The 22,515-nt window shown below is 66.1% G+C and carries 17 protein-coding genes and 1 tRNA gene; 9 read left to right on the top strand and 9 right to left on the bottom strand.

Going from position 1 to position 22,515, the window contains the following annotated elements; translation table 11 throughout:
• Positions 1-64 precede the first annotated feature (64 nt).
• Positions 65-691, top strand: a complete 627-nt coding sequence (locus CV023_RS05070) for an L-threonylcarbamoyladenylate synthase (RefSeq protein ID WP_230744337.1) — start codon at positions 65-67, stop codon at positions 689-691.
• Between the two features lie 16 nt (positions 692-707).
• Here CV023_RS05070 and CV023_RS05065 read toward each other — a convergent pair whose 3' ends face one another.
• The 5 genes from CV023_RS05065 to CV023_RS05045 all read right to left on the bottom strand — a co-directional run bounded on the left by CV023_RS05065 (position 708) and on the right by CV023_RS05045 (position 5,424).
• Complete coding sequence (locus CV023_RS05065) at positions 708-1,412, bottom strand: ABC transporter ATP-binding protein (protein ID WP_230744336.1); 705 nt, start codon at positions 1,410-1,412, stop codon at positions 708-710.
• Complete coding sequence (locus CV023_RS05060; protein ID WP_230744335.1) at positions 1,412-2,185, bottom strand: ABC transporter ATP-binding protein; 774 nt, start codon at positions 2,183-2,185, stop codon at positions 1,412-1,414. The genes CV023_RS05065 and CV023_RS05060 overlap by 1 nt, the downstream gene beginning before the upstream one ends.
• The gene (locus CV023_RS05055; protein WP_230744334.1) at positions 2,182-3,222 is read right to left on the bottom strand and encodes a branched-chain amino acid ABC transporter permease; all 1,041 of its coding nucleotides are present in this window, start codon (positions 3,220-3,222) and stop codon (positions 2,182-2,184) included. The genes CV023_RS05060 and CV023_RS05055 overlap by 4 nt, the downstream gene beginning before the upstream one ends.
• A complete protein-coding gene (locus tag CV023_RS05050) occupies positions 3,219-4,085 on the bottom strand; it encodes a branched-chain amino acid ABC transporter permease (protein ID WP_230744333.1) in 867 nt (288 codons plus the stop codon). Before CV023_RS05050 ends, CV023_RS05055 begins: the two co-directional genes overlap by 4 nt.
• Before the next feature lie 124 nt (positions 4,086-4,209).
• Positions 4,210-5,424, bottom strand: coding sequence for an ABC transporter substrate-binding protein (locus CV023_RS05045; RefSeq protein ID WP_230744332.1), 1,215 nt, complete (start codon positions 5,422-5,424; stop codon positions 4,210-4,212).
• A gap of 299 nt (positions 5,425-5,723) precedes the next feature.
• Between CV023_RS05045 and CV023_RS05040 the strand changes: the two genes are divergently transcribed.
• Genes CV023_RS05040 through CV023_RS05025 form a run of 4 tightly spaced genes read left to right on the top strand, consistent with a single transcriptional unit; the run spans position 5,724 to position 9,863 of the window.
• On the top strand, positions 5,724-6,467 hold the full coding sequence (locus CV023_RS05040) for an SDR family oxidoreductase (protein ID WP_230744331.1): 744 nt from the start codon (positions 5,724-5,726) through the stop codon (positions 6,465-6,467).
• A gap of 51 nt (positions 6,468-6,518) precedes the next feature.
• On the top strand, positions 6,519-7,718 hold the full coding sequence (locus CV023_RS05035; protein WP_230744330.1) for an acetyl-CoA C-acyltransferase: 1,200 nt from the start codon (positions 6,519-6,521) through the stop codon (positions 7,716-7,718).
• 52 nt (positions 7,719-7,770) lie between these two features.
• Positions 7,771-9,087, top strand: coding sequence for an MATE family efflux transporter (locus CV023_RS05030; protein WP_230744329.1), 1,317 nt, complete (start codon positions 7,771-7,773; stop codon positions 9,085-9,087).
• Positions 9,084-9,863 carry a GNAT family N-acetyltransferase gene (locus CV023_RS05025; RefSeq protein ID WP_230744328.1) on the top strand — a complete coding sequence of 260 codons (780 nt, stop codon included), beginning with the start codon at positions 9,084-9,086 and terminating at the stop codon, positions 9,861-9,863. Before CV023_RS05030 ends, CV023_RS05025 begins: the two co-directional genes overlap by 4 nt.
• Positions 9,864-9,945: 82 nt before the next feature.
• Here the strand turns inward: CV023_RS05025 and CV023_RS05020 are convergent, their stop codons facing one another.
• Positions 9,946-11,316 (bottom strand): M1 family metallopeptidase, encoded by a 1,371-nt coding sequence (locus CV023_RS05020; RefSeq protein ID WP_330166647.1) that lies wholly within the window; start codon positions 11,314-11,316, stop codon positions 9,946-9,948.
• Complete coding sequence (locus tag CV023_RS05015; protein WP_230744327.1) at positions 11,243-15,370, bottom strand: non-ribosomal peptide synthetase; 4,128 nt, start codon at positions 15,368-15,370, stop codon at positions 11,243-11,245. The genes CV023_RS05020 and CV023_RS05015 overlap by 74 nt, the downstream gene beginning before the upstream one ends.
• Positions 15,371-15,535: 165 nt before the next feature.
• On the opposite strand from CV023_RS05015, the gene CV023_RS05010 reads away from it, so the two are divergent.
• Both CV023_RS05010 and CV023_RS05005 read left to right on the top strand, forming a co-directional pair.
• A complete protein-coding gene (locus CV023_RS05010) occupies positions 15,536-16,750 on the top strand; it encodes a metal-dependent hydrolase family protein (RefSeq protein WP_230744326.1) in 1,215 nt (404 codons plus the stop codon).
• 69 nt (positions 16,751-16,819) lie between these two features.
• Positions 16,820-17,332 (top strand): DedA family protein, encoded by a 513-nt coding sequence (locus tag CV023_RS05005; protein ID WP_230744325.1) that lies wholly within the window; start codon positions 16,820-16,822, stop codon positions 17,330-17,332.
• 67 nt (positions 17,333-17,399) lie between these two features.
• On the opposite strand, the gene CV023_RS05000 is transcribed toward CV023_RS05005, so the two are convergent.
• A complete protein-coding gene (locus CV023_RS05000) occupies positions 17,400-18,842 on the bottom strand; it encodes a sugar porter family MFS transporter (RefSeq protein WP_230744324.1) in 1,443 nt (480 codons plus the stop codon).
• Between the two features lie 335 nt (positions 18,843-19,177).
• On the opposite strand from CV023_RS05000, the gene CV023_RS04995 reads away from it, so the two are divergent.
• Both CV023_RS04995 and CV023_RS04990 read left to right on the top strand, forming a co-directional pair.
• Positions 19,178-20,653, top strand: coding sequence for a sodium:proton antiporter (locus CV023_RS04995; RefSeq protein ID WP_230744323.1), 1,476 nt, complete (start codon positions 19,178-19,180; stop codon positions 20,651-20,653).
• Positions 20,654-20,675: 22 nt separating this feature from the next.
• Positions 20,676-21,920: an MFS transporter gene (locus CV023_RS04990; RefSeq protein ID WP_230744322.1), complete on the top strand. Its 1,245-nt coding sequence runs from the start codon at positions 20,676-20,678 to the stop codon at positions 21,918-21,920.
• Positions 21,921-22,318: 398 nt separating this feature from the next.
• Here the strand turns inward: CV023_RS04990 and CV023_RS04985 are convergent.
• Positions 22,319-22,392: transfer RNA gene (locus CV023_RS04985), tRNA-Pro, on the bottom strand.
• Positions 22,393-22,515 lie beyond the last annotated feature (123 nt).

The following is a 22,515-nucleotide window of genomic DNA, read 5'->3' as shown; positions in this document are numbered from 1 at the left end:
ATCTGTCCGAAAACCGACCGGGCCGGGCTCTCGCTCTCTCGCTTCTGAGTCGATAGCATGAGGTATGGCGAATCTACTGAAGATCCATCCCGAGAACCCGCAGAACCGTTTGATCGAACAGGCGGCGCAGTCCCTGAGGGACGGCGGCCTCATCGCCTATCCGACCGACTCGTGCTATGCGCTCGGCTGTGCGCTCGACAACAAGGCCGGCATCGAGCGGATCACGCGGATCCGCAACCTCGACTCGAAGCACCATTTCACTCTCATGTGCCACGACTTCGCCCAGCTGGGCCAGTTCGTCATCGTCGACAACTCCGACTTCCGGGCGATCAAATCGATGACTCCCGGACCCTTCACCTTCATCATGAAAGCGACGAAGGAGGTGCCGCGGAGGATGATGCACCCGAAGAAGCACTCGGTGGGCGCACGCATTCCGCAGAACGTCACCGCCCTGGCGCTCGTCGAAGCCATGGGGGAGCCGATCCTGTCCTCGACGCTCCTGCTGCCCGATGACGACGATCCGCTCACTCACGCCGAGGATGTCGTCGACCGCATCGGCAACGACGTCGACATCGTCATCGAGTCCGGCACCCCAGGAGTCGTGCCGACCTCCGTCATCGACTTCACCGGTCGCTTTCCCGAGGTCGCCCGGGTCGGCGCCGGGGACGTGTCACGCTTCCTCGACGAGTGAGCGTGACACGTCCCGCTCAGAGCCCGAGGTAGGCGGCCTGCACCTGCGGATTATCAAGCAGTTTCGCGGCATCATCGGCAAGCACCACCCGTCCTTCGGCGAGGACGTAGCCGCGGTGGGCGATCGCCAGCGAGGCCTTGGCGTTCTGTTCGCTGAGCAGCACGCCGATTCCGTTGCTGTTGATCTGGGCCACGGACTCGAGCACCTGTTCGACCACAAGAGGCGCCAAGCCCATCGACGGTTCGTCGAGGATGAGCAGACTCGGATCGGACATGAGTGCCCGGCCGATGGCCACCATCTGCTGCTGTCCGCCAGAGAGTGACCCTGCCGGCTGCTTCGCCTTCTCCTTGAGAATCGGGAACAGCTCGAACACCTCGGCGAGGATCTCCTCGGTGCGGGTGCGATTCCGGTGCGGGTAGGTGCCCAAGCGCAGATTCTTCTCGACCGACATCTTGCCGAACAGGTGCCTTCCCTCCGGACAGTGAGCGATTCCGCGTTTGACGATCGTGTTCGGTCGCGCCCGCCCGATCTGCCGGTCCGCGTAGGTGATCGTGCCCGACCGGGTTCGCAGCAGTCCGCTGATCGTCTTGAACAACGTGGTCTTGCCGGACCCGTTGGCCCCGAGGATGACGGTGAGCTCACCCGGCTTGGCCGTGATGCTGACACCGTGGAGGGCATCTGTCGCGTCATAGCCGGTGCTGACATTCTCAAGGGTGAGCATCAGTTCTCCTCCTGCTTCGTGGATCCGAGATAGGCCTTGATCACGTCCGGATTCGACTGGATCTCGGCTGGCGTGCCCAGGGCCAGCTTCTGGCCGTGGTCGAGGACGAGGATCGTGTCCGCGAGATCCATGATCATCGACATCTTGTGTTCGACGAGGAGGACGGAGACTCCCCGCTGCGGCAGCGAGCGGATGAGGTTGCCGAAGTCCGCAGTCTCCTCCTCCGGGATTCCGCCGGCGGGCTCGTCGAGGAGCATCAGCACGGGTTCGGTGGCGAGTGCCATGGCCACGGCCGTGCGCTTCTGCACTTCCTGCGGCACATTCGATGCCAGGTCGTGCCGGTAGTCCCCGACACCGCAGTACTCGAGCGCCTCGAGGGCCTTGTCTTCGTTGATCCGAGCCTCACGCCGGTGCCGCGGAGTGTGGAAGATCGCATCGAAGATGTTCGACCGCGAACGGACGATCCTGCCCGCCAGGACGTTCTCCAGCAGAGTGCTGTCGTCGAAGAGGTGGGTGGTCTGGAAGGTGCGGGCGATGCCCTCGGCCACGGTCGCATGCGGGGAGGAGTGGGTGATGTCGCGCCCGTTGAAGCTCACCGCTCCTGCGCTCGGGCGATAGAACCCGTGCACGAGGTTGAACAGCGTCGACTTGCCCGCACCGTTGGGGCCGATGACTGCGGTGATGCGTCCTTCCTCGACATCGAGGCTGACATCCTTGACGGCGTCGAGCCCGCCGAAGCGTTTGCCGAGTCCGCGGATTTCGAGCAGAGTCATTTCGTCTCCTCGCTGGTGGTGGTCTCCATCGGTTCTGCGGCGCCCCTGGCCTCGTCGGTGCTGCGGGTCTCGGCGATTCTTCGCCGACGGTTGCGTCGGTCGACGAAGCCGCCCAGGTACCCGACGATCCCGCGCGGGGCGAAGATGACGAGGGCGATGATGATCGGACCGAGCACGATGAACCGGTAGGCCTGGAAGTCCTGGAAGAACTCGAACAGGAACGTCACGATCATGCTGCCGATCAGCGGACCGGCCACCGTGCCCATGCCGCCGACGAGGATGAACATGAGGAATTCGAAGGTCTTGTCCACAGAGGCGGCATCCGGGCCGATGAACCCGACCACGGAGGCGTAGAGGCCGCCTCCGATCCCGCCGAACACGGCCGAGGCGGCGAAGGCCAGCTGCTTGCTCAGACCCACCTTGACCCCGATCGCATCGGCGAGGTCTTCGCTGGTTCGGATGGTCAGCAGCGTCCGTCCGACCCCGGAGCGGCGAATCGCATAGGTGATGTAGACGCAGACGAGGAGGATGACGAAGACGAGGTAGAACATCGCGGTCGGGTCGCTGAAGTCGATGAGGTCGCCGGCCTCGGGGAACTTCACATTGTTGACCCCGGAATGGGCATGGGTCACCGCTTCCCAGCGGCTGATAGTGAGATAGATGATGAACCCGATGGCCATGGTGAAGATCGCGAAGTACTCATCCCGCGTCCGCAGCGCGATGAGACCGGAGAGATAGCCGACGACCGCGGTGCCGATCACGGCGAGGGCGAAGGCCGACCAGAACGACCAGTCGTAGTCGGTGGTGAGCAGTCCGACCGTGTAGGCGCCGATGCCGAAGAAGCCGCCCTGAGCCAGGGACAGCTGCCCGGTGAAGCCGAGGATGATGTTCATGCCGTAGACGGCGATCGCGGCGCACAGGCCGGTGGTGATCACGCGCATGATGTAGTTCTCATCGCCGAATGCCAGCGGTGCCGCCGCGATGATGACGAGCAGCGCCAGGGTTCCGATGTTCCGGGGGTTCTTCAGTGCGCTCATCGCTGCACCGCCTTGGTGAAGAGGCCCGTGGGTCTGATGGCGAGCACCGCCACCAGGACGATGAAGGCCACTGCCTCGCCGACTGCCGAGGAGATGTACGTCGAGGTCATCGTCTCTGCGATCGCCAGGGCGAAGCCGCCGATGATCGCTCCCGGCAGTGAGCCGAGTCCGCCGAGGATGATGATGGCGAAGACCTTGAGATTGAGGGCGTCGCCCATGGTCGGCGAGAGCAGATTGATCGGGGAGACCAGTCCGGCGGCGATGGTCGCCAGCAGCGCCGAGAGGCCGAGGGTGAGCATCGAGACCATGCTCGGATTGATCCCGACGAGGGCCGCACCGGTGCGATCCTGTTCGATCGCCTCGATCGTCTGACCGTGGATGGAGCGCTTGATGAACCAGGTGAGCAGCGCGAGGACGACGACGGCGGTGATGATGATGACGATCCGCTGTGCGGAGATCTCCGCGCCGAGGATGTGGAGGCTGCCCGTGATCGGGGTGTCCATGCGCCTGAAGTCGGCCCCCCAGATCACCTGGGCAAGTGATTGGAAGAAGAACATCGCCCCGACCGCGGCGATCATATGGTGGGTGTGCGGGGAGTTCCGCAGGGGGTGGAAGACGAGCCGTTCGAGCCCGACGCCGACGACGAAGAGGACGAGTGCGGCGATCCCGATGGCGGCCAGATAGGGCACTCCGAGCGTGGCCAGGAAGAAGTACGTGACGTAGGCGCCAAGCATGTAGAGAGCGCCGTGGGCGAGGTTCGGGATGCGCAGCACACCGAAGACGAGCGTCAGACCGATGGCGGCCAGACAGTACACGCCCCCGAGCGCGAGCCCGTTGAAGAGCTGTTGGATGAAGAGAGTCATTGGCGGAAGTCCTCGAAAGACATGGAGCCAGGTGGGCGGAGCATGGCAGGCATGCTCCGCCCGACCTGCGCTCAGGGCGAGATCACACGGTGGGCATCACTGAGGGTCGATCAGGAGCGTCGGGTCACTTCGTGTCCGAGACCTGTTCGACGGGCACCTTGTTGTACTTCTCGTCCTCGTCTAGGTAGGCAACCTCGAGCTCCTGGTTGAGCAGGTGACCCTGATCAGTGATCTCCGTCGGGAATCCCGTGACCTTGTATTTGTCGTCGACCTCGGCCAGGGCGTCGCCGATCGAGCCGCGGATCTTCTCCGGGTCGTCCGTCGACCCGGCCAGTTCCATGGCCTTGGCGATGATCGCCACGCCTTGGTAGTTGAGGGCTGTCTCGCTGGTCGCGACCTTGTCTTCGCCGGCCTTGTCGGCGAACTTCGTGAGGAAGTCCTCTGTGCCCGGGTCCTCGTATTCGTCGACGGGCAGCACACCGACGGATTTGGTGAGGTTCTCGATGTCGGTGACCGTGGCCATTTCGTTGAGTTTGGCCTGGTCCATGACGATGAAGCTGCGTTCGAATCCCTGCTTGCGCGCTTCTTCCATGATCAGTGCGGTCGGCTGTGAGGGTCCGCCGACGAACATGGCATCCGGCTTCTCGGCCAAGGCTTTGGACACCGGCCCGGCGAAGTCGGACACGGTGGCGTAGTCGACGCTGTTGTCGGCGCCGACCTCCCCGTCGGAGGCCTTCCACTCGTCGGTGATGGCTTTGGTCCACTGCTGACCGTATTCGCTCTGGGTGCCGAGGAGGGCGAGCTTCTTCCCGCCGTGCTCCATCGCCTGTTCCGTGAACGGCTTGGCATAGGACTCGAAGTTGGGCGGGATCATCATCGTCAGCGGATTGTCGGCCTGCACGATCGCCGGGTCGGAGGTATAGGCCGAGACCAAGAAGTTCGACCGACCGGAGTTGATCTGCTGGATCGCCTTGATCGCCCCCGCGTTCGGCGACACGACGACGGGCGCCTCGTCCTGATCGGCCAGCCGTTGGGCATTGCTGGCCGCCGTCGAGGGCGCGTATTTGTCATCGAGTGACTTGAGTTCGATCGTGACCGGGTTCCCATCGATCTCGACGCCGTCGGCATTGAGATCGTCGACCGCCATCTCGAGACCCATCTTGACGTTCTCACCATAGGCGGCACCGCCGCCGCTGAGGGGACCGGTGTACCCGATGACGACGGAATCGCCGCTGCCGGAATCACCGCCGCCGCCACAGGCGGCGAGTGAGAGCGCGAAGGTGCCGACGACGGCGGCCGCCAGAAGACGGCGTGAACGGTTTCGCGAGACTGAGATCATCTTTTCTCCTTTGAAAAGCACGAATGGTGCGGACGGACTCGCAAACGAGCCTGCCCAGACCGGTTGGTTCCGGGGTGTCATCGGTGACCGGTCCCGGAGCCGATCTCGACGGGAAATCGATATTGGCTGACTTGAACCCTTCCAAATGCAAAATGTGATGTCAATCATATCGGCGAAGATTTTTGAACGTTCGATAATTCTTGGCAGATTGTCGTTGCCCGAACTCTGAGCAATCAATCGTTCAGTCGCGGAAAATGGTCTAGAGTGAAACGAAACCAGCGATTCAAAGGAGATTCTTCATGACTCGAACAGCAATCGTCACCGGCGGCGGACGCGGCATCGGTGCGGCCATCGCCAAGCGTCTGAGCTCGGACGGACTCAAGGTCGCTGTGCTCGATATGGGCCCGACCGAGGACACCGTCTCAGCCATCACCGCGGCAGGGGGAGAGGCGCTCGGCCTCGAAGCAGACGTCTCCGACGAGTCATCGGTCAAGGCCGCCGTCGACCAGGTCGCCCAGACTCTCGGCGCACCTACCGTGCTCATCAACAACGCCGGCATCCTGCGCGACAACCTGCTGTTCAAGATGACGTACGAGGAGTTCGACAAGGTCCTCTCCGTGCACCTCGGCGGAGCGTTCAACATGGCCAAGGCGGTGCAGTCCTACATGGTCGAGGAGAAGTTCGGTCGCATCGTGTCGATGTCGTCGACCTCGGCGCTGGGTAACCGCGGGCAGACCAACTACTCGGCAGCCAAGGCCGGCATTCAGGGGATGACGAAGACCTGGGCGATCGAACTCGGAAAGTTCGGCGTCACGGCCAACGCTATCGCACCCGGCTTCATCGAGACCGATATGACCAAGGCCACCGCCGAGCGGGTGGGTGTGAGCTTCGATGACTTCGTCACCGCTGCGACCAAGGAGATCCCGGTCGCCCGTTCCGGCAAGCCGGAGGACATCGCCCACACCGCGTCCTTCCTGGCCTCCGAAGGAGCAGGATTCGTCTCCGGACAGGTCATCTACGTCGCCGGCGGCCCGAAGGCCTGACCCGGTCCGGCCACTCCCACCCATGCTCCACCGCTGTGAAAGGTTTGAACCATGAGAGAAGCAGTCATCGTCTCGACCGCCAGGACGCCGATCGGCAAGGCCTACCGGGGTGCCTTCAACGACACCCAGGCGCAGGAGCTGGCCGGTCATGCGATCAAGCACGCCGTCGAACGGGCCGGACTGGAAGGCGGTGAGGTCGAGGACGTCATCCTCGGTGCCGCACTGCAGCAGGGAAGCCAGTCGACGAACATCGGCCGACAGGGCGCACTGCGCGCAGGTCTGCCGACGACCGTGCCCGGCATGTCGATCGATCGTCAGTGCTCCTCGGGTCTGATGGCGATCGCCACGGCCGCGAAGCAGATCCTCGTCGACGGCCAGGAGATCGCCGTCGGCGGCGGCGTGGAGTCGGTGTCGCTCGTGCAGAACGACAAGATGAACACGTTCAGGGCCAAGGATCCGTGGCTTGAGGAGAAGGTGCCCGGCCTCTACTACCCGATGCTCGCCACCGCCGAAGTGGTCGCCGAGCGCTACGGCGTGAGCCGGGAAGCCCAGGACGAGTACTCCCTGTCCTCGCAGCAGCGCACCGCCGCCGCGCAGGAGGCCGGTCGGTTCGATGCGGAGATCGTGGCGCTGCCGACGACGGAGGTCGTCGTCGACAAGGCGACCAAGGAGACCTCTCGACAGGACGTCGTGCTCGACGCCGATGAGGGCAACCGCCCCTCGACGACTCTCGAGAGCCTGGCAGGACTCAACCCCGTGCTCGAACCCGGGGTCGCCTCGAAGGTGCCGAGCATCACGGCCGGCAACGCCTCACAGCTCTCCGACGGATCGTCGGCCTCGGTGCTCATGTCGGGCGATGAGGCCAGCCGTCGCGGCCTCGAGCCGCTGGGCATCTATCGGGGCATGGCCGTGGCCGGCTGTGATCCCGACGAGATGGGCATCGGTCCGGTCTTCGCGATCCCGAAGCTGCTCAAGACCCACGGACTCTCGATCGACGACATCGGTCTGTGGGAACTCAATGAGGCCTTCGCGGTCCAGGCGCTGTACTGCCGAGACCGTCTGGGCATCGACCCGGAGAAGTACAACGTCGATGGCGGAGGCATCTCGGTCGGACACCCCTACGGCATGACCGGTGCCCGACTCGTCGGGCACGCGCTGATCGAAGGTCGACGTCGCGGCGTGAAGTTTGTCGTCGTCACCATGTGCATCGGCGGCGGGCAGGGAGCTGCGGGACTCTTCGAAGTCTGCTGAGTCGCAGGCCCACCCGCAGGCCCACCACCTCCGTATTCGTTAGACTCGATCCGTGGCAGCGATCGACAAGGACATTCTCCGTTTGGCCCTTCCGGCTCTCGGAGCCCTGATCGCCGAACCCGTTTTCCTGCTCTCGGATACGGCCATGGTGGGCCACCTCGGCGCCGGGGCCCTGGGATCGCTGGCGATCGCCTCGACGATCCTGCAGACGGTTCTCGGGCTGATGGTCTTCCTCGCCTATGCGACGACCCCACGGGTGGCCAAGCGCATGGGTGCGGGAGACCGGCCCGGGGCGATCACGGCCGGATTCGACGGCATCTGGCTCGCGCTGTGCACCTCGGTACTGCTCGTGGCGATCGGGCTGCCCCTGCTCTCGCCGGTGATCGCCGCCTTCGGCCCCGACGCCGAGACCGCCGCCGGCGCACATTCCTACCTCGCCATCTCTTGGTGGGGACTGCCTTTCATGCTCACCGTCGTCGCGGCGACCGGACTGCTGCGTGGCCTCCAGGACACGAAGACGCCGCTGATCGTGGCGGCGGCCGGCTGTGTTGCCAATATCGGCCTCAACGCACTGTTCATCTACGGCTTCGACATGGGCGTCGCGGGTTCCGCGCTGGGCACGGTCATCGCCCAGGCCGGCATGTGTGCGGTCTACCTGACCATCTCGATCCGCGCGGCTCATCGCCTCCACGCCAGCGTCCGACCCGATTGGTCCGGTGTCTTCACCTCGGCGAAGACCTCGGGGTGGCTGCTCGTGCGCAACGCCTCCCTGCGTGCGGCGCTGATCATCCTCGTGTTCATTGCGACCTCGATGGGCACCACGGAGCTCGCCGCGATCCAGGTGGCCCAGAGCATCTTCTTCGCCCTTGCCCTCGCCCTCGATTCGCTGGCCATCGCCGGGCAGGCGATGATCGGTCTGCAGCTGGGGGCCGGAAACACCGATGCCGTCGCGGCCATCAATCGCCGCCTCTGCCTGTGGGGGATCGTGTTCGGCGTCATCGTCGGCGTCATCCTGCTCGCCGGGTCCGGGATCATCCCGCGCGGATTCTCCTCCGACCCGGACGTCATCACGGTCCTCGCGGGACTCCTGCCGATCCTCGCGCTGAGCATGCCGATCGCCGGGTATGTGTTCGTCCTGGACGGAGTCCTCATGGGCGCCGAGGATGCACGCTACCTTGCTCTGGCACAATTGATTGCGGTGGGCGGATACGCTCTCCTGCTGATCCCGACCGTCGACATCTGGCCCGGGGCAGCCGGACTGTGGGCCGCCTTCAGCATCGGATTCGTGGGCCTGCGCGCGGTGACCTTGGGATGGCGGGTCCGCAACCGCGATTGGATCACCCGCGCCGTCGAAAAGGGGATTTCATGAACGAAGGCCAGAACCGCAGCGATGAGACCGCCGAGGTGGGGGCGAAGGACCGCGAAACGTTGCGGAACCGGATCCGGCCGCTGCCGTCCGAGACCGCCGATGAGACCTTTCTGCCGTTCCTCGACCTGTGCTTCAACTGGTCGATGGATAAACCGCGGATCGAGCTCGAGGAGCTGGCGCAGCGCGAGGATGCCGCCTTCTACTACAAGGGATGGGGTCGACGCGGCGATATCGCCGTCGCTGCCCGAGCCGATGAGGACTCCGAGTCCGAGATCATCGGACTGGCCTGGCTGCGGCTGGCCGATATCGACGCGGTCATCGACAAGCGCGACAGGACCGTCAAGGACGGCACCGCAGCCGGCAATGACACGGGAACCGACGACACGGGCGCCGACGACAACACCGGAAACAACGACGACACGGAAGCCGACGGCGACCTCATCGACAACACCGTCAGTTCGGCGGAAGAGAGCGCCGACGACAGCGACAGTGCCAGCGGCGAGGGAGACAACGGACCCTTCACCGGCTATGGCTGGGTCGCAGCAGACATCCCCGAACTCTCGATCGCCGTCCTGCCCGATCACCAGTCACAGGGCATCGGGGGAGCCCTCCTCGACGTCGTCTGCACGCTGGCTCGGATCAGCGGCTTCCCGGCCGTGAGCCTCTCCGTCGAAGACGGCAACGGGGCGGCCCATCTCTACCACGACCTGGGATTCGTCTCGGTGGGACGCCACGGCAACTCGGACATCCTCGTCCGCCGCCTCACCACCGACTGAACGCCGGGCGCTTCACCACCGAGCGGAAGTCAGCCGCCTCACCAGCGACCGACGTCAGCGCCATGGTCTCAGCGGCGCGGCCTCAGCGGCGCGGCAGCTCGGGCAGCTCCAGCTCATTCAGCCAGGGATGGACCACCTCGGCGACGTCACGGCCCGCCACCTGGGTGACGCACTCGATGAAGTCAGCGGTCTCGACCGAACCGTGCCGGTGCTTCGTCGTCCACTCGCCGATCGCGGTGAAGAACGCCTCATCGCCGATCGTCAGCCGCAGGGCGTGCAGACACAGGGCACCGCGCTTGTACACGCGGTCATCGAACATATCCGGCCCGCCCGGGTCGCCGAGCATGATGTCCTGCGGCTGAGCCGCCAAGGCCTCTCTCCAGGACTCCGCACAATCATCGGCGCTGCCGCGCCCGGACTCCTCGGACCACAGCCACTCGGCATAGCAGGCGAATCCCTCGTTGAGCCAGATGTCGGCCCAGCGGCGCGGGGTCAGCGAATTGCCGAACCACTGGTGGGCCATCTCATGGGCGACGAGGCGTTCGGCCTCCCACTCGGGGCCGAGATGATTGGGTCCGAGCACCGACAGCGGCTGGGACTCCAAGGGGATCTCGAGCTCGTCATCGGTCACGACCACGTCGTAGACCTCGAAGGGGTAGGGGCCGAACCGGTCGATGAACAGGTTCATCATCCGATGCTGGATCCGCAGCCGGGTGGCCGCCCGCAGCCAGTGCTCACCGGCGTAGAGACCCAGCGGGACGGGGGCCTCGGGGTACCGATCCTCGGCGGCGATCTGCGAGTGCCGGTACCGGCCGATCTGGATCGTGGCCAGGTAGCTGGCCAGCGGCGTCGTCGATTCGTAGGTCCAGGCGGTCCGCCCGGCCTTGCGCACCTTGTCGGTGAGCCGACCGTTGGAGACAACTGTGTACTCGGACTCGGTGAGCAACCTGATCCGGTACTTCGACTTCTCCGACGGGTGGTCGTTGCAGGGGAACCACGTCGAGGCGCCGACCGGCTGACCAGCTACGAGCACACCGTCCTCGAGCTCCTCCCAGCCGATATCGCCCCAGGTTCCGATCGCCGGACGGGGGTTGCCGACGTAGGCGATGTCGATGCGCACCGGCTGGTTCTTGTGCAGTGCTCCCGTCGACAGACGCAGCTTCTTCCCGCGGGTCGAGAACCGCACTTTGGAACCGTTGACGCTGGCCTTGGTCACCCGCAGACCGGTGAGGTCGAGGACGATGCTCGAGGTGTCCGTGAGCACGCGCCCGGTCAGGACGGCCTTCGCGGAGAGGCGATTCGGACCGATCCGGTAGTCGAGATCGAGATCGTAGTGGTCGATCCTCAACTCGGTGCTGCCGACCCCTGGAGTGTAGGGATCAAGCATGTGCTCGTCCTGCTTCTGCGGCGTCGGATTCTTCGTGTTCGTCGAGGGCGGGAAGTTCTGGTGCATCAACCCAGGGTATGACAGGATTGCCGCTGAAGTACGCATGGGCGGGCACGAATTCGCCGCGCATGACCAGTGAGGTCGCGCCGACGGTCGCATTCGTGCCCAGCGTTGAGGCGGGCAGGATCACGCTGTTGGGGCCCAAGGTCGCACCGGATTCGAGTTCGACGGCGTCGAGGCTCATCACCCGGTCGTGGAACAGGTGGGTCTGGACCACGCAGCCGCGGTTGATGGTCGAATTGTCGCCGAGGTGGACGAGGTCCGTCTCCGGCAGCCAATAGGACTCGCACCAGACCCCGTGCCCGATCTTCGCGCCCATCGCCCGCAGGTACCAGACGATGGCGGGGGTGCCCACGGCGTTGCGGGTGAACCACGGGGCGGCGACGAGTTCGACGAAGCAGTCGGCAACCTCGTTGCGCCAGATGAACGAGGACCACAGGGGGTGCTCCCCGTCCTTGATGCGGCCGACGCAGATCCATTTGGCGGCCACGGCCAGTCCCGCGGCAACCGCGCCGGCAGCCATCATCACCACGCCCGAGGTGAGCAGGGCGAGGGCGATGGTGCCGAAGAACGAACCGTCCCCGGCTGCCGTACCGGCTGTCTCAGCCGCGCCGGAACCGTCCGATCCGCCCCATCCGCCCGGCAGAGCGAGCAGGGACCAGATCGTGAGGATGACGGCGGCGATGAGTGCCCCACCGGCCAGCACCGAGGTGATCCGCAGGGTCTCGAAGAATCCGCGGGCCATCTTGACCCCGAGCTTCGGCGCATAGGTCAGCGTCTCGTCCGCATCGACCGAGGCCCGGCGCAGCTGCACCGGGGGAGACCCGAGCCAGGAGGAGCCCTTCTTCGCCTTCGCCGGTGCCGCCGAGAGCACGGCGACCAGGGAGTTCTTCGGCACCCGGCGTCCGGGTGAGGCGATGCCGGAGTTGCCGAGGAAGGCGCGTTTGCCGACCTTCGCCCGGCCCGCGCGCATCCAGCCGTGGCCGAGTTCGTAGCTGGCGACCATCGTGTCATCGGCGAGGAAGGCGCCGGCGGCGATGGTCGTCATCTTCGGCACGAACACCACGGTCGAGATCTCCGTGCCGGGTCCCACCTTCGCCCCGAGGAGGCGCAGCCACCAGGGGGTGAGCATGGAGGCGTAGAGAGGGAAGAGGAGGTCACGGGCGAGGTCGAGCAGACGCTCGGTCGCCCACACCCGGTAGCCGCGGGCGGAGCGGACCGGGAATTCGCCCTCTTCCATTCCGATCGCCAGGATCCGCACGGAGGCGAGGATGAACAGGGCCGTGCAGACGAACCAGATGCAGGCCACGGCCGGTGACCAGGCGAGCAGCAGCCACGGGGATTCGAGCACCTCGATCCCGGAGACGGCGAGCATGAGTGCCAGGCCGGGCACCGCGGCGAGATAGGGCAGGGCCGCATTCAGCTGCGAACCGATGGCATAGAAGAGGAAGGGCAGACGTCTGCGCTCAGGGGGCGCCGGCCAGGTCTTCTTCGCCTTGCCGACCCGCACGGCCGGGGAGCCGGAGTAGATCTGGTTCTTCCGCACCCGACCGGTCACGGCGGAGCCGGCCTCGACGAGTGCCCCGGGGCCGACTCGGGTCCCGGGCATGAGGGTGGAGCGGGCGCCGACCGTGGCATGGGCTCCGACCTCGATGTCGCCGATGCGCAGCAGATCGCCGTCGACCCACCAGCCCTTGAGGTCGACCTCGGGTTCGATGGCCGCCCCCTCGCCGAGAGTGAGGAAGCCGGTGACCGGGGGAGCCGAGTGCAGGTCCGCATCGGGACCGATCCGGTTGCCCAGCAGCTTCGCGTACCAGCTGACCCAGGGGGCGCTGGCCACGGAGACCGCGGCGGCGAGGTCGTTGATGTGCTCGGCCAGCCACAGACGTTTGTGCACCCATCCCGACCGGGGATAGTCCCCGGGGGTGATGCCGAGCATGAGCAGCCGCGCCGCGAGTGCGGAGATGAGCATCCGTCCCCAGGCGGTGACGAAGACGAGGAAGAGGACGATGACGACCGGCCAGGGCGTCACCGGCAGGTCCGCACCCAGTGAGGCGCCGAGGTTGGCCAGCAGCATGGCGATGACGACCCACCTGACCCCGCCGAGGATATGGACCGGAATCGCCAGCAGCGTCTGGAAGGCCTGCATCCCCTTCGAGGTCCGGCCGATCGTGCGGCGCGGTCGGGCGGGGGCGGCCGCGCCCTCCCCGCCGAGGCAGACCGTTGCCAGTGCCCCGAAGCGCGGATGAGCGTAGATGTCGCCGACGGTCACGCTCGTATGCCGTGTGCGCAGCCGCGAGACCAGTTGGGCGGCGGTCAGGGAGCCGCCGCCGGCGGTGAAGAAGTCCGTGGCATTGCCCGGTCTGGTTCCGAGGACGGAGGCCCATTGTTCGGCGATCCATTCGGTGTCGGAGTCGTAGAACTCATCCGAGTCCTCGCCGGTCTCAGCATCGCCGACCGGCCAGGGCAGAGTGTTGCGGTCGACCTTGCCGGAGGTCTTCGTCGGCAGCTCTTCGATCAGCGCCAGCCGGGGCACGAGGGCGGCGGGCAGTTCGCGGCGCAGCTGCGCCTCCCATTTGGCGATGCGCGGATGGGCCTCGGCGCTCGCCGCTTCCTCCCGACCGCTTGCGGCGAGGTAGCCGATGAGGATGTCCGTCCCGGCGGGTGTCTTCTTCACCGCGGCGGCGGCTCCTTCAACCCCGGGCAGGGCCTGGAGGGCGGCATCGATCTCACCGAGTTCGATCCTCCGGCCGCCGAGCTTGATCTGCTCATCGGCGCGTCCGACGAAGATCAGTCCCTGCGAGTCATTGACCACGAGGTCTCCGGAGCGGTACGCCCGTTCCCAGCCGAGGCTGGGCATGGACGCGAACTTCTCTGCGTCCTTGGCCGGGTCGAGGTACCGGGCGAGGCCGACCCCGCCGATGATGAGCTCACCGGTCTCGCCCTCGGCGACGGGCAGACCCTGTGTGTCGACGACGGCCAGTGCCCAGCCGTCGAGGGGCAGGCCGATGCGCACCGGCTCCGTGCCGTCGAGCATCGCACCGCAGGCGACGACGGTCGCCTCGGTGGGTCCGTAGGTGTTCCACACTTCGCGGTCGTCGTCGCTGAGCCGGCGACCCAGCTCCGGGGGACAGGCCTCGCCGCCGAAGATGAGGAGTCGGACGTTGTCGAGGCTCTCGGCCGGCCACAGGGCGGCCAGGGTCGGCACCGTTGAGACCACGGTGATCTGCCGCGAGGACAGCCACGGTCCCAGGTCCATGCCGGATTTGACGAGTGTGCGCGGGGCGGGCACCAGGCAGGCGCCGTGCCGCCAGGCCAGCCACATCTCCTCACAGCTGGCGTCGAAGGCCACGGACAGCCCGGCGAGCACGCGGTCACCTGGACCCAGCGGTTCGGCCTGACAGAACATGGCCGCCTCGGCGTCGACGAAGGCCGCGGCGCTGCGATGGGTCACGGCCACGCCCTTCGGGGTGCCGGTCGAACCGGAGGTGAAGATCACCCAGCAGTCGTCGTCGGGCTGCGGGGAGCGCAGCTGCGAACGGTCGAGGGGAGCGCGGTCGGTGCGGGATTCGATGCTGGGACCGGCGGTGATCACTCCGGTCACGGCCGCCTCGGCGAAGACCGTGCGGGCCCGCTCATCGGGATCGTCGACGTCGACGGGGACGTAGGCGGCGCCGAGCATCATCGTGGCCAGGATCGACAGGTACAGGTAGACCGAACCCGAGGGCACACGCACACCGACCTTGTCACCGGGGCCGATGCCGTGGGCGGACATCTCGAGTGCGAGGTCGCGGATGGCGACGATGATCTCGGAGTAGCTGAGCACTCGGGTTCCGTCGTCGATCGCGGGCTGATCGCCGTGGGCGCCCGCTGTCTCGAGGAGGATGTCGACGAGCGTGCGATCCTCACGGGGACGCGGTCCCGCCGGAAACTGCGGAGTCGCGGGGGACTGGCCCGTCGCGGGGAACTGGTCCGCCGCCGGCTCCGGAGGAGCTGCGGAGAGCTGCGGATCGGCGGGAGAGCGCTGAGCGTCTGGGTGCTGCGGAGTGGATGCGGTCACTGAACTTCCGGGTCGATCTCGCTGGGCTGCGACAGTGGCTTTGCCGACGGATATCGTTGTCGACCTTACTCAGTTCAGGTGTCTCAAAGGTGAACAGCCTCGCTCTTCGGCCGCGTCCGTGATAGATGTGAATCACTGACCTTTTCGACGACGAGGAGCACACCCATGGTCACAGTCTTCACCAACGCCGCAGTCTTCGACGGAACCCGGTTCCTGCCCGGGCGACGCGATGTCGTCGTCGACGGGGACGCGGTCACCGCGATCACTGAGCCCGGACAGGGCTCCCACAATGCCGACGACACCTTCGTCGACTGTGCGGGCCAGACGATCATCCCCGGGGTCATCGACTGTCACGTGCACCTGACGAGCACAGGGGCGGGCAACACCTCGTCCTTCCACGATCCCTTCTCCCTCCAGTTCTACAACTCGGTCGCCCACATGGACGCGACCCTCAAGGGCGGAGTCACCACGGTCAGGGATGCCGGCGGCACCGATCTGGGGGCGAAGGTCGCCGTCGAGACCGGGGTGGTCCGCGGACCTCGGCTGTCCATCGCGGTCAACATCATGTCCCAGACCGGCGGTCACGGTGACTTCCACCTCGTCTCGGGTGCCGAATCGCCGTTCCTGGCACCTCATCCCGGGCGCCCCTCCGGAGTCGCCGACGGGCTCGAAGGGGTCCAGCGCAAGGCTCGGGAGCTCCTGCGGGCCGGGGCCGATCACATCAAGATCTGCTCCACCGGGGGAGTGCTCTCACCCCGCGACGATCCCCGCCACTCCCAGTTCAGTGAGACTGAGATCGCGGTCATCGTCGCCGAGGCGGCCGCCCAGGGAGCGCACGTGATGTCCCATGCCCAGGGCGCTCCCGGAATCAAGAACGCCGTCCGAGCCGGGGTCCGTTCGATCGAGCACGGCATCTACCTCGATGACGAAGCCATCGACCTCATGCTCGAGCACGGCACCTTCCTGGTCCCGACCCTGCAGGCTCCGCAGGCCGTGATCAAGGCCGCCGAGGCGGGAGTCGCCCTACCGGAGGCCGTGGTCGAGAAGGCCCGCACCGTCGTCGAAGCCCACCAGGAGTCGACCGTGCGCGCCCACGAGGCGGGGGTGCAGATCGCCATGGGCACCGATGCCGGAGTGGGTCCTCACGGGGAGAACCTCGAGGAGATAAGCCTGCTGGCCGGGGCCGGTCTGTCGACGACTGAGGCGCTCGCCGCCGGCACCTCGGTGGCGGCGGCGCTGCTCGGTGAGGATCGGGTGGGTCGGATCGGTGAAGGCAGCCTCGCCGACCTCGTCCTCATCGACGGGGACCTGCGCACCGATGCCGTGCGAGGAATCGAGGATCGGGTGCATGCTGTCTACCTCGGCGGTGCGTCCGTGTGAGGGCAGACTAACCTCAGTGTCGTACAATCGAGGGGTGAGCACCAGAGAACCTGCCGGCACCGATTCCCGATGAACCCACTCGATTGGTCGTTCCCGATCGCCGTCACCTGGCTCATCCTGTTCGGCATCATCCTGGCCCGTGCCGGGGGCACCTACCTGCTGGGCCGGTTGGCGCGCACGGGCATCCGCAAGATCAATCGTGTCGACAAGATCATGTCGGGATCGAAGTACCGCAGGGCCGAGGAGATGATCGACCGTTTCGGTGCCCCGGTCATCGCCCTGAGCTTCCTGATGATCGGCGTGCAGACGGTGCTCAACCTCGCCGCCGGCACGAGTGCGATGCGCCTGCGACGCTACCTTCCGGCACTGGTCGTGGGCGGCTCCCTGTGGGCGCTCATCTACTCGACCGTCGGTCTCATCGGCTTTAAGGCGCTGGCCCGAGCCTACGAGGTGGCGCCGGGCCTGACGATCGGCGTGGGTGCGTGCTTCGTGCTGGCCATCGGCGGGCTGTTCATCGGCCTGCGGAAGAAGGACGGGACGCCGGCGGCGGAGGCACCGGACGCCGAGGCGGAGACCGCCTGAAACTGAGACCTGCCGAGTCTCGGACTTCCTGAGGTTCAGACCTGCTGAGGCTCGGAACTGCTGAGGCTCAGACCTCTTCGGTCATGTCCTCGAGTTCGATGCCCTTCGTCTCCGGCACCTTCCACCACACGAAGAAGAAAGACAGCACCGCGAAGAGCGCGTAGAAGCCGTAGGCGAAGCTCAAGCTGATATCGGCGAAGATCGGGAACGTCGTCGAGATGGCGAAGTTCGCGACCCACTGCGCGGCCGCGGCGACCGCCAGGGCTCCGGCCCGGATCCGGTTGGGGAACATCTCGCCCAACAGCACCCACACCAGCGGCCCCCAGGTCGCGCCGAAGCCGACGACGAAGACATTGGCGGAGATGAGCGCGATGATCGACCACGGTGCTTCGAGCTGGGCTGCGGTGGTGCCGTCGGCGGCGGTGACGAGCTCGGCGAAGGAGAAGGCCACGGCCATCATCGCCAGGGAGAGTCCCATGAGGAACGACCCGGCCAGCAGCATCTTCCGACGCCCGAGGCGATCGACGAGGAGGATCGCCACGATCGTCACGAGGATGTTCGTCACCGAGGTGATCACCGAGGTCAGCAGGGCACTGGATTCGTCGAAGCCGACTGACTTCCACAGCGTCGTCGAATAGTAGAAGATCACGTTGATGCCGACGAACTGCTGGAACACCGAGAGCAGGATGCCGATCCACACGATCGGTTTGAGGCCGAAGCGCTTGCCCACGAGATCGCGGAAGGATTCGCGATCCTCGCGGCGGATCGAGTCCCGGATGCGCTCGATCAGCGGAGCGGTCTCGAGCACACCGGTGAAGTCGCGCAGCACCCTGGCCGCGTCGTCTTCCCGTCCTCTGGCGACGAGGAAGCGGGGAGATTCCGGCAGCCCGAGGGCCATGAGTCCGTAGACGAGGGCCGGGAGCGCCTCGACCATGAACATCCAGCGCCAGGTCTCGATGCCGAACCAGAACTGGGCACCCGCGCCGCCGGAGACGGAGGCGAGCAGGGCATTGGAGAGCAGGGCGGCGAAGATTCCGGTGACGATCGCCAGCTGCTGCAGCGACCCGAGGCGACCGCGGACGCGCGCCGGGGACACCTCGGCGATATAGGCCGGAGCGATCACCGAGGCGGCGCCGACACCCAACCCGCCGACCATCCTCCAGATGATGAGGTCGGTGACCCCGAAGGCCAGCCCGGAGCCGATTGCGGAGACGAAGAACAGGATCGCTGCCACGACCATCACCGGCAGGCGCCCGTAGCGGTTGGCCAGGTTGCCGGCGAACCAGGCTCCGAGCGCGCAGGCGATGAGCGCCGAGGAGACCGCGAAGCCCTTGAGCCCGGCCCCGAGGGCGAACTCCTCGGCCAGGGCATCGACGGCACCGTTGATGACCGCAGTGTCGAAGCCGAAGAGGAATCCGCCGAGCGCCGCGGCCACGGAGATGCCGATGATGCGGGAATTCAGCCGCTCGGCGCCGTGAAGTCGCTCGGGATCGGGTCGTGTCGAGGGCATCGCGGCCTCCAGATGGGTCGGTACTCGCGCGGGTCGGCGCTCGCGCGGGGTGCGGGTCGGTACTCGCGCGGGTCGGCGCTCGCGCGGGGTGCGGGTCGGTGGACAGCCCCCAGCGTAGGCGAGCGGGCACGCACTGTGCTGGGGCCACCTCGGTGCGTCTGCCGGTCTCCTGGTGATTCGCCTCACCGGAACGGGTGGCTCGTCCGCTCGGCGGGCCGCTGTGCTACCGGTCGTTGCCATTCAGTAGAGTGAAGAACCGTCGACGTCGACGTGACGAGTGACCTTCCTGCGCAGGGGCGGGTGATCGTCCTGCACGAGAGATAGGGGAGACCCGGATGACCGTTGCCTGGTGGAGCATCATCCCATTCGTTCTGCTGCTCGGCTGCATTGCGGTGCTGCCGTTGATTCCGGCGACTGAGAAGATCTGGGATCGCAACCTCGTCAAGCTCATCGTCGCCCTCGTGCTCGGGATCCCGATCGCCGTGTGGTTCGTGCTCGGCGGGGAGGGTGCGACAGTGGCTCATGCTCTGCTCGAGTACTTCCAGTTCATCGTGCTCGTCGGCAGCCTGTTCGTGGCCTCGGGAGGGATCTTCCTCGTCGGCGACATCAAGGCGACCCCGCGCAATAACACGGTGTTCCTGGCCATCGGCGGCCTCCTCGCTTCGTTCATTGGAACTACGGGTACGGCGATGCTGCTCATCCGTCCGATCCTCAACACCAATCAGGACCGTATGCATCGCATGCACACGGTCGTGTTCACGATCTTCATCGTCGCCAACTGCGGTGGGCTGCTCACACCTCTGGGCGATCCGCCGCTGTTCCTCGGAATGCTGCGCGGGGTCCCCTTCGAATGGACCTTCGGGCTGTGGCCGTACTGGCTGTTCGTCAATGCCATCCTGCTCATCAGCTACTACGCCCTCGACCGGAAGATGTATTCGCGGGAACCCGACGAGGCGCTGGCGAAGGACGCCGAATATGTCACGAAGCTCGGGCTGCGGGGAGCCAGCGGCCTCGTCTTCCTCGCCGTGATCATCGTGGCCGTGGCCTTCATCCCCTCGGTGGACGTCCATGCGATCGAGTCCGGGCATGCGGGCTTCGCCGGTTTCGTTCCTTGGCGTGAGGTGGTGATGATCGTTGCGGCGGCCACCTCCTTCCTGCTCGGGGACCGCGGCGCCCGATTCAACCTCAACAAGTTTACCTGGGCGCCCATCCTCGAAGTCGGGGCGCTGTTCATCGGCATCTTCCTCACGATGATGCCTGCTCTGCAGTACCTGGGGCAGGTCGCCCACAAGCTGCCGCTGAGTGAGATCACCCTGTTCATCTTCACCGGTGGACTGTCCTCTGTGCTCGACAATGCGCCGACCTATGTGACCTTCTTCGAGATGGCCGCCCAGATTCCGGGGGAACCGCAGGTGGCAGGGGTTCCCGAGACCCTGCTCATCGCCGTGTCCTTGGGTGCGGTGATGGGCGGAGCCGTGACGTACATCGGCAATGGGCCGAACTTCATGGTGAAATCCGTTGCGGACTCCGCGGGCGTGGTGATGCCGAGCTTCGGCGGCTACGTCGGGTGGTCGTTCACGCGGCTCGTGCCGATCCTTGCCGCGATGGTGCTCATCTTCATGACCGAAGGCCCGTGGTGGAAGGTGCTGGGAATCCTCGTCGTCGCGCTCATCCTCGTTCGCGCCGGTCTCGATATCCGCAGGGCCGCCTCGGCGCGGGTCGTGGGGCATCCAGGGGGCGGGACAGAGTCCAGGACCGGTACCGGTTCGGTCAACGACCAGGGCACGGGAACGGGAGAGCCGTCCCGATGATCGATCACATCGGGGCCTGCGGATGAGCGGCCGGAGAGGGGCGGGTCTGCGTCCGATCGCCGGGGTCGGCATCTACTTCAGCAGCAACGGGCTGGTGTTCGCCGCCCTCCTGCCCTGGTATCCCCTCATGGTCGAACGCCTCGACTTGAGTTCCTGGGCATTCGGACTCGTCGTCGCCTGCTTCGCCTTCGGGGCGATCGCGTCCTCGGTGATCCCGTCGAAGCTGATTGCGCGGTTCGGGGCGAACGCGGTCGTCGTCGCCGGGACGATCCTGCTCGGCCTGGCTGTGGCGAGCACCGCCTGGTCGGTCAACGGCTGGATGATGGCCGCCTGCCTCTTCCTCGTCGGGTTCTTCGATGCGATCGTCGACGTCGCGCAGAACGTGGTCGGCATCGCGGTGCAGGAGAGGCTCTCGCGAGTGGTCCTGTCCTCGATGCATGCGCTGTGGAGCCTCGGCGGTCTGCTCAGCGGGGCGCTCGCCACCCTGGCCGCCTCGGCGGGAATGGATATGCGCCTCCACCTCGCGCTGGTCGCTGTCGCCGCGGTGCTGCTCGTCGCGGTCGGACGACGGCTCATCGCTGATACGGCGTCATCCCGGCCGATCCGCGACTCGGGCGACGAGTCTGAGGCGCCCCAGGGATCCGCCTCGGATGACGATGCCGGGGAAGCCGCCTCGGGGCGGGCGCGGTCGAAGCGGGCGATTCTCCGTCTCGCACTGCCCCTGGCGATCGTCGCAGTGTGCGGAACGATCGTCGAGGACATCGCGAACAATTGGGCCGCGCTCGCCGCAGTGCAGTTCGCCGGGGTCGCCGTCGGGATTGCCGGGGTCGCCTTCAGCGTCGTCATCGGCAGCCAGTGCCTGGGACGGTTCAGCGGGGACATTCTCGTGCAGCGGTTCGGTCCCTCACGCATCGCGCGCCTCGGCGGGGGACTCATCGCCCTCGGGGGACTCGGGATCGTCACCGCGGTCGAACCGATTCAGCTGCTCATCGGTCTGGCCGCAGTGGGATACGGCTCGGCCACACTCGTCCCGGGAGCACTCGGCGCGGCGGCACACATTCCCGGTGCAGGTCCGGCCGGGGGAGTGACCCTGGTCAACTGGATCATGCGGATCGGGTTCCTCGGCACGAGCCCCTTGGTCGGAGTCCTCGCCACCGGGGCCAGCCTGCGCTGGGGGCTGTCGCTGCTGATCGTCGTCGGAGCAGTGACGATGATCTTCGCCGGCAGGCTCGGCCTCTCCGGCGGATCCCGGTCCGCTGATCGCTGACTAGTGCTGATGGGGCACCGATCGTTGGCTCGCGATGACGGACTGTTGCCAAGGCAATCGTGGCCGGTTCTGCTGTCGTCCGGAGCGAAATCTGCGTCGCTTAGAGACGATATCGGCGTCGGTCAACACTTAACTGGAAATAGTCGTCGCAGGAGACGATGTTTTCGAGCTAACTGTTGACCGACAGAGCCGAGCACCGAGCGGAGGCGACATTTTCGCAGTTCGCGTTGACCCAGCGCTCCGCTGTGATGACTGAGCGCTCCGCTGACCGGAGCGATGTCGCGAGACATGAAGGAGTCATACGCGAGAAAGGACTGAGCGGACGTAAAGGTCTGAGCGCACGAAAAAGCCTGAGCCGCACTATCCTCTGGCAAGGATGTGACGACTCAGGCAAAAAGTCGGGCTAGCGGGATTTGAACCCACGACCTCTTCACCCCCAGTGAAGCGCGCTACCAAGCTGCGCCATAGCCCGTTACCGAACAACCTCGTGGGGCAACGGGAACTAGCCTATACCGATCCCCGACCAAGTGCCAAAATTGCGTTTCGTGACCTCCGAAAAGCGAGTATCATCCCAGGTAGTCACGTGAGAGGCGGG

The sequence above is a fragment of the Brevibacterium sp. CCUG 69071 genome (genome assembly GCF_021023135.1).
Taxonomy (GTDB): Bacteria; Actinomycetota; Actinomycetes; order Actinomycetales; family Brevibacteriaceae; genus Brevibacterium.
The sequence above is the reverse complement of the archived record's forward strand: the minus strand, read 5'-3'. Positions and strand labels throughout refer to the sequence as shown.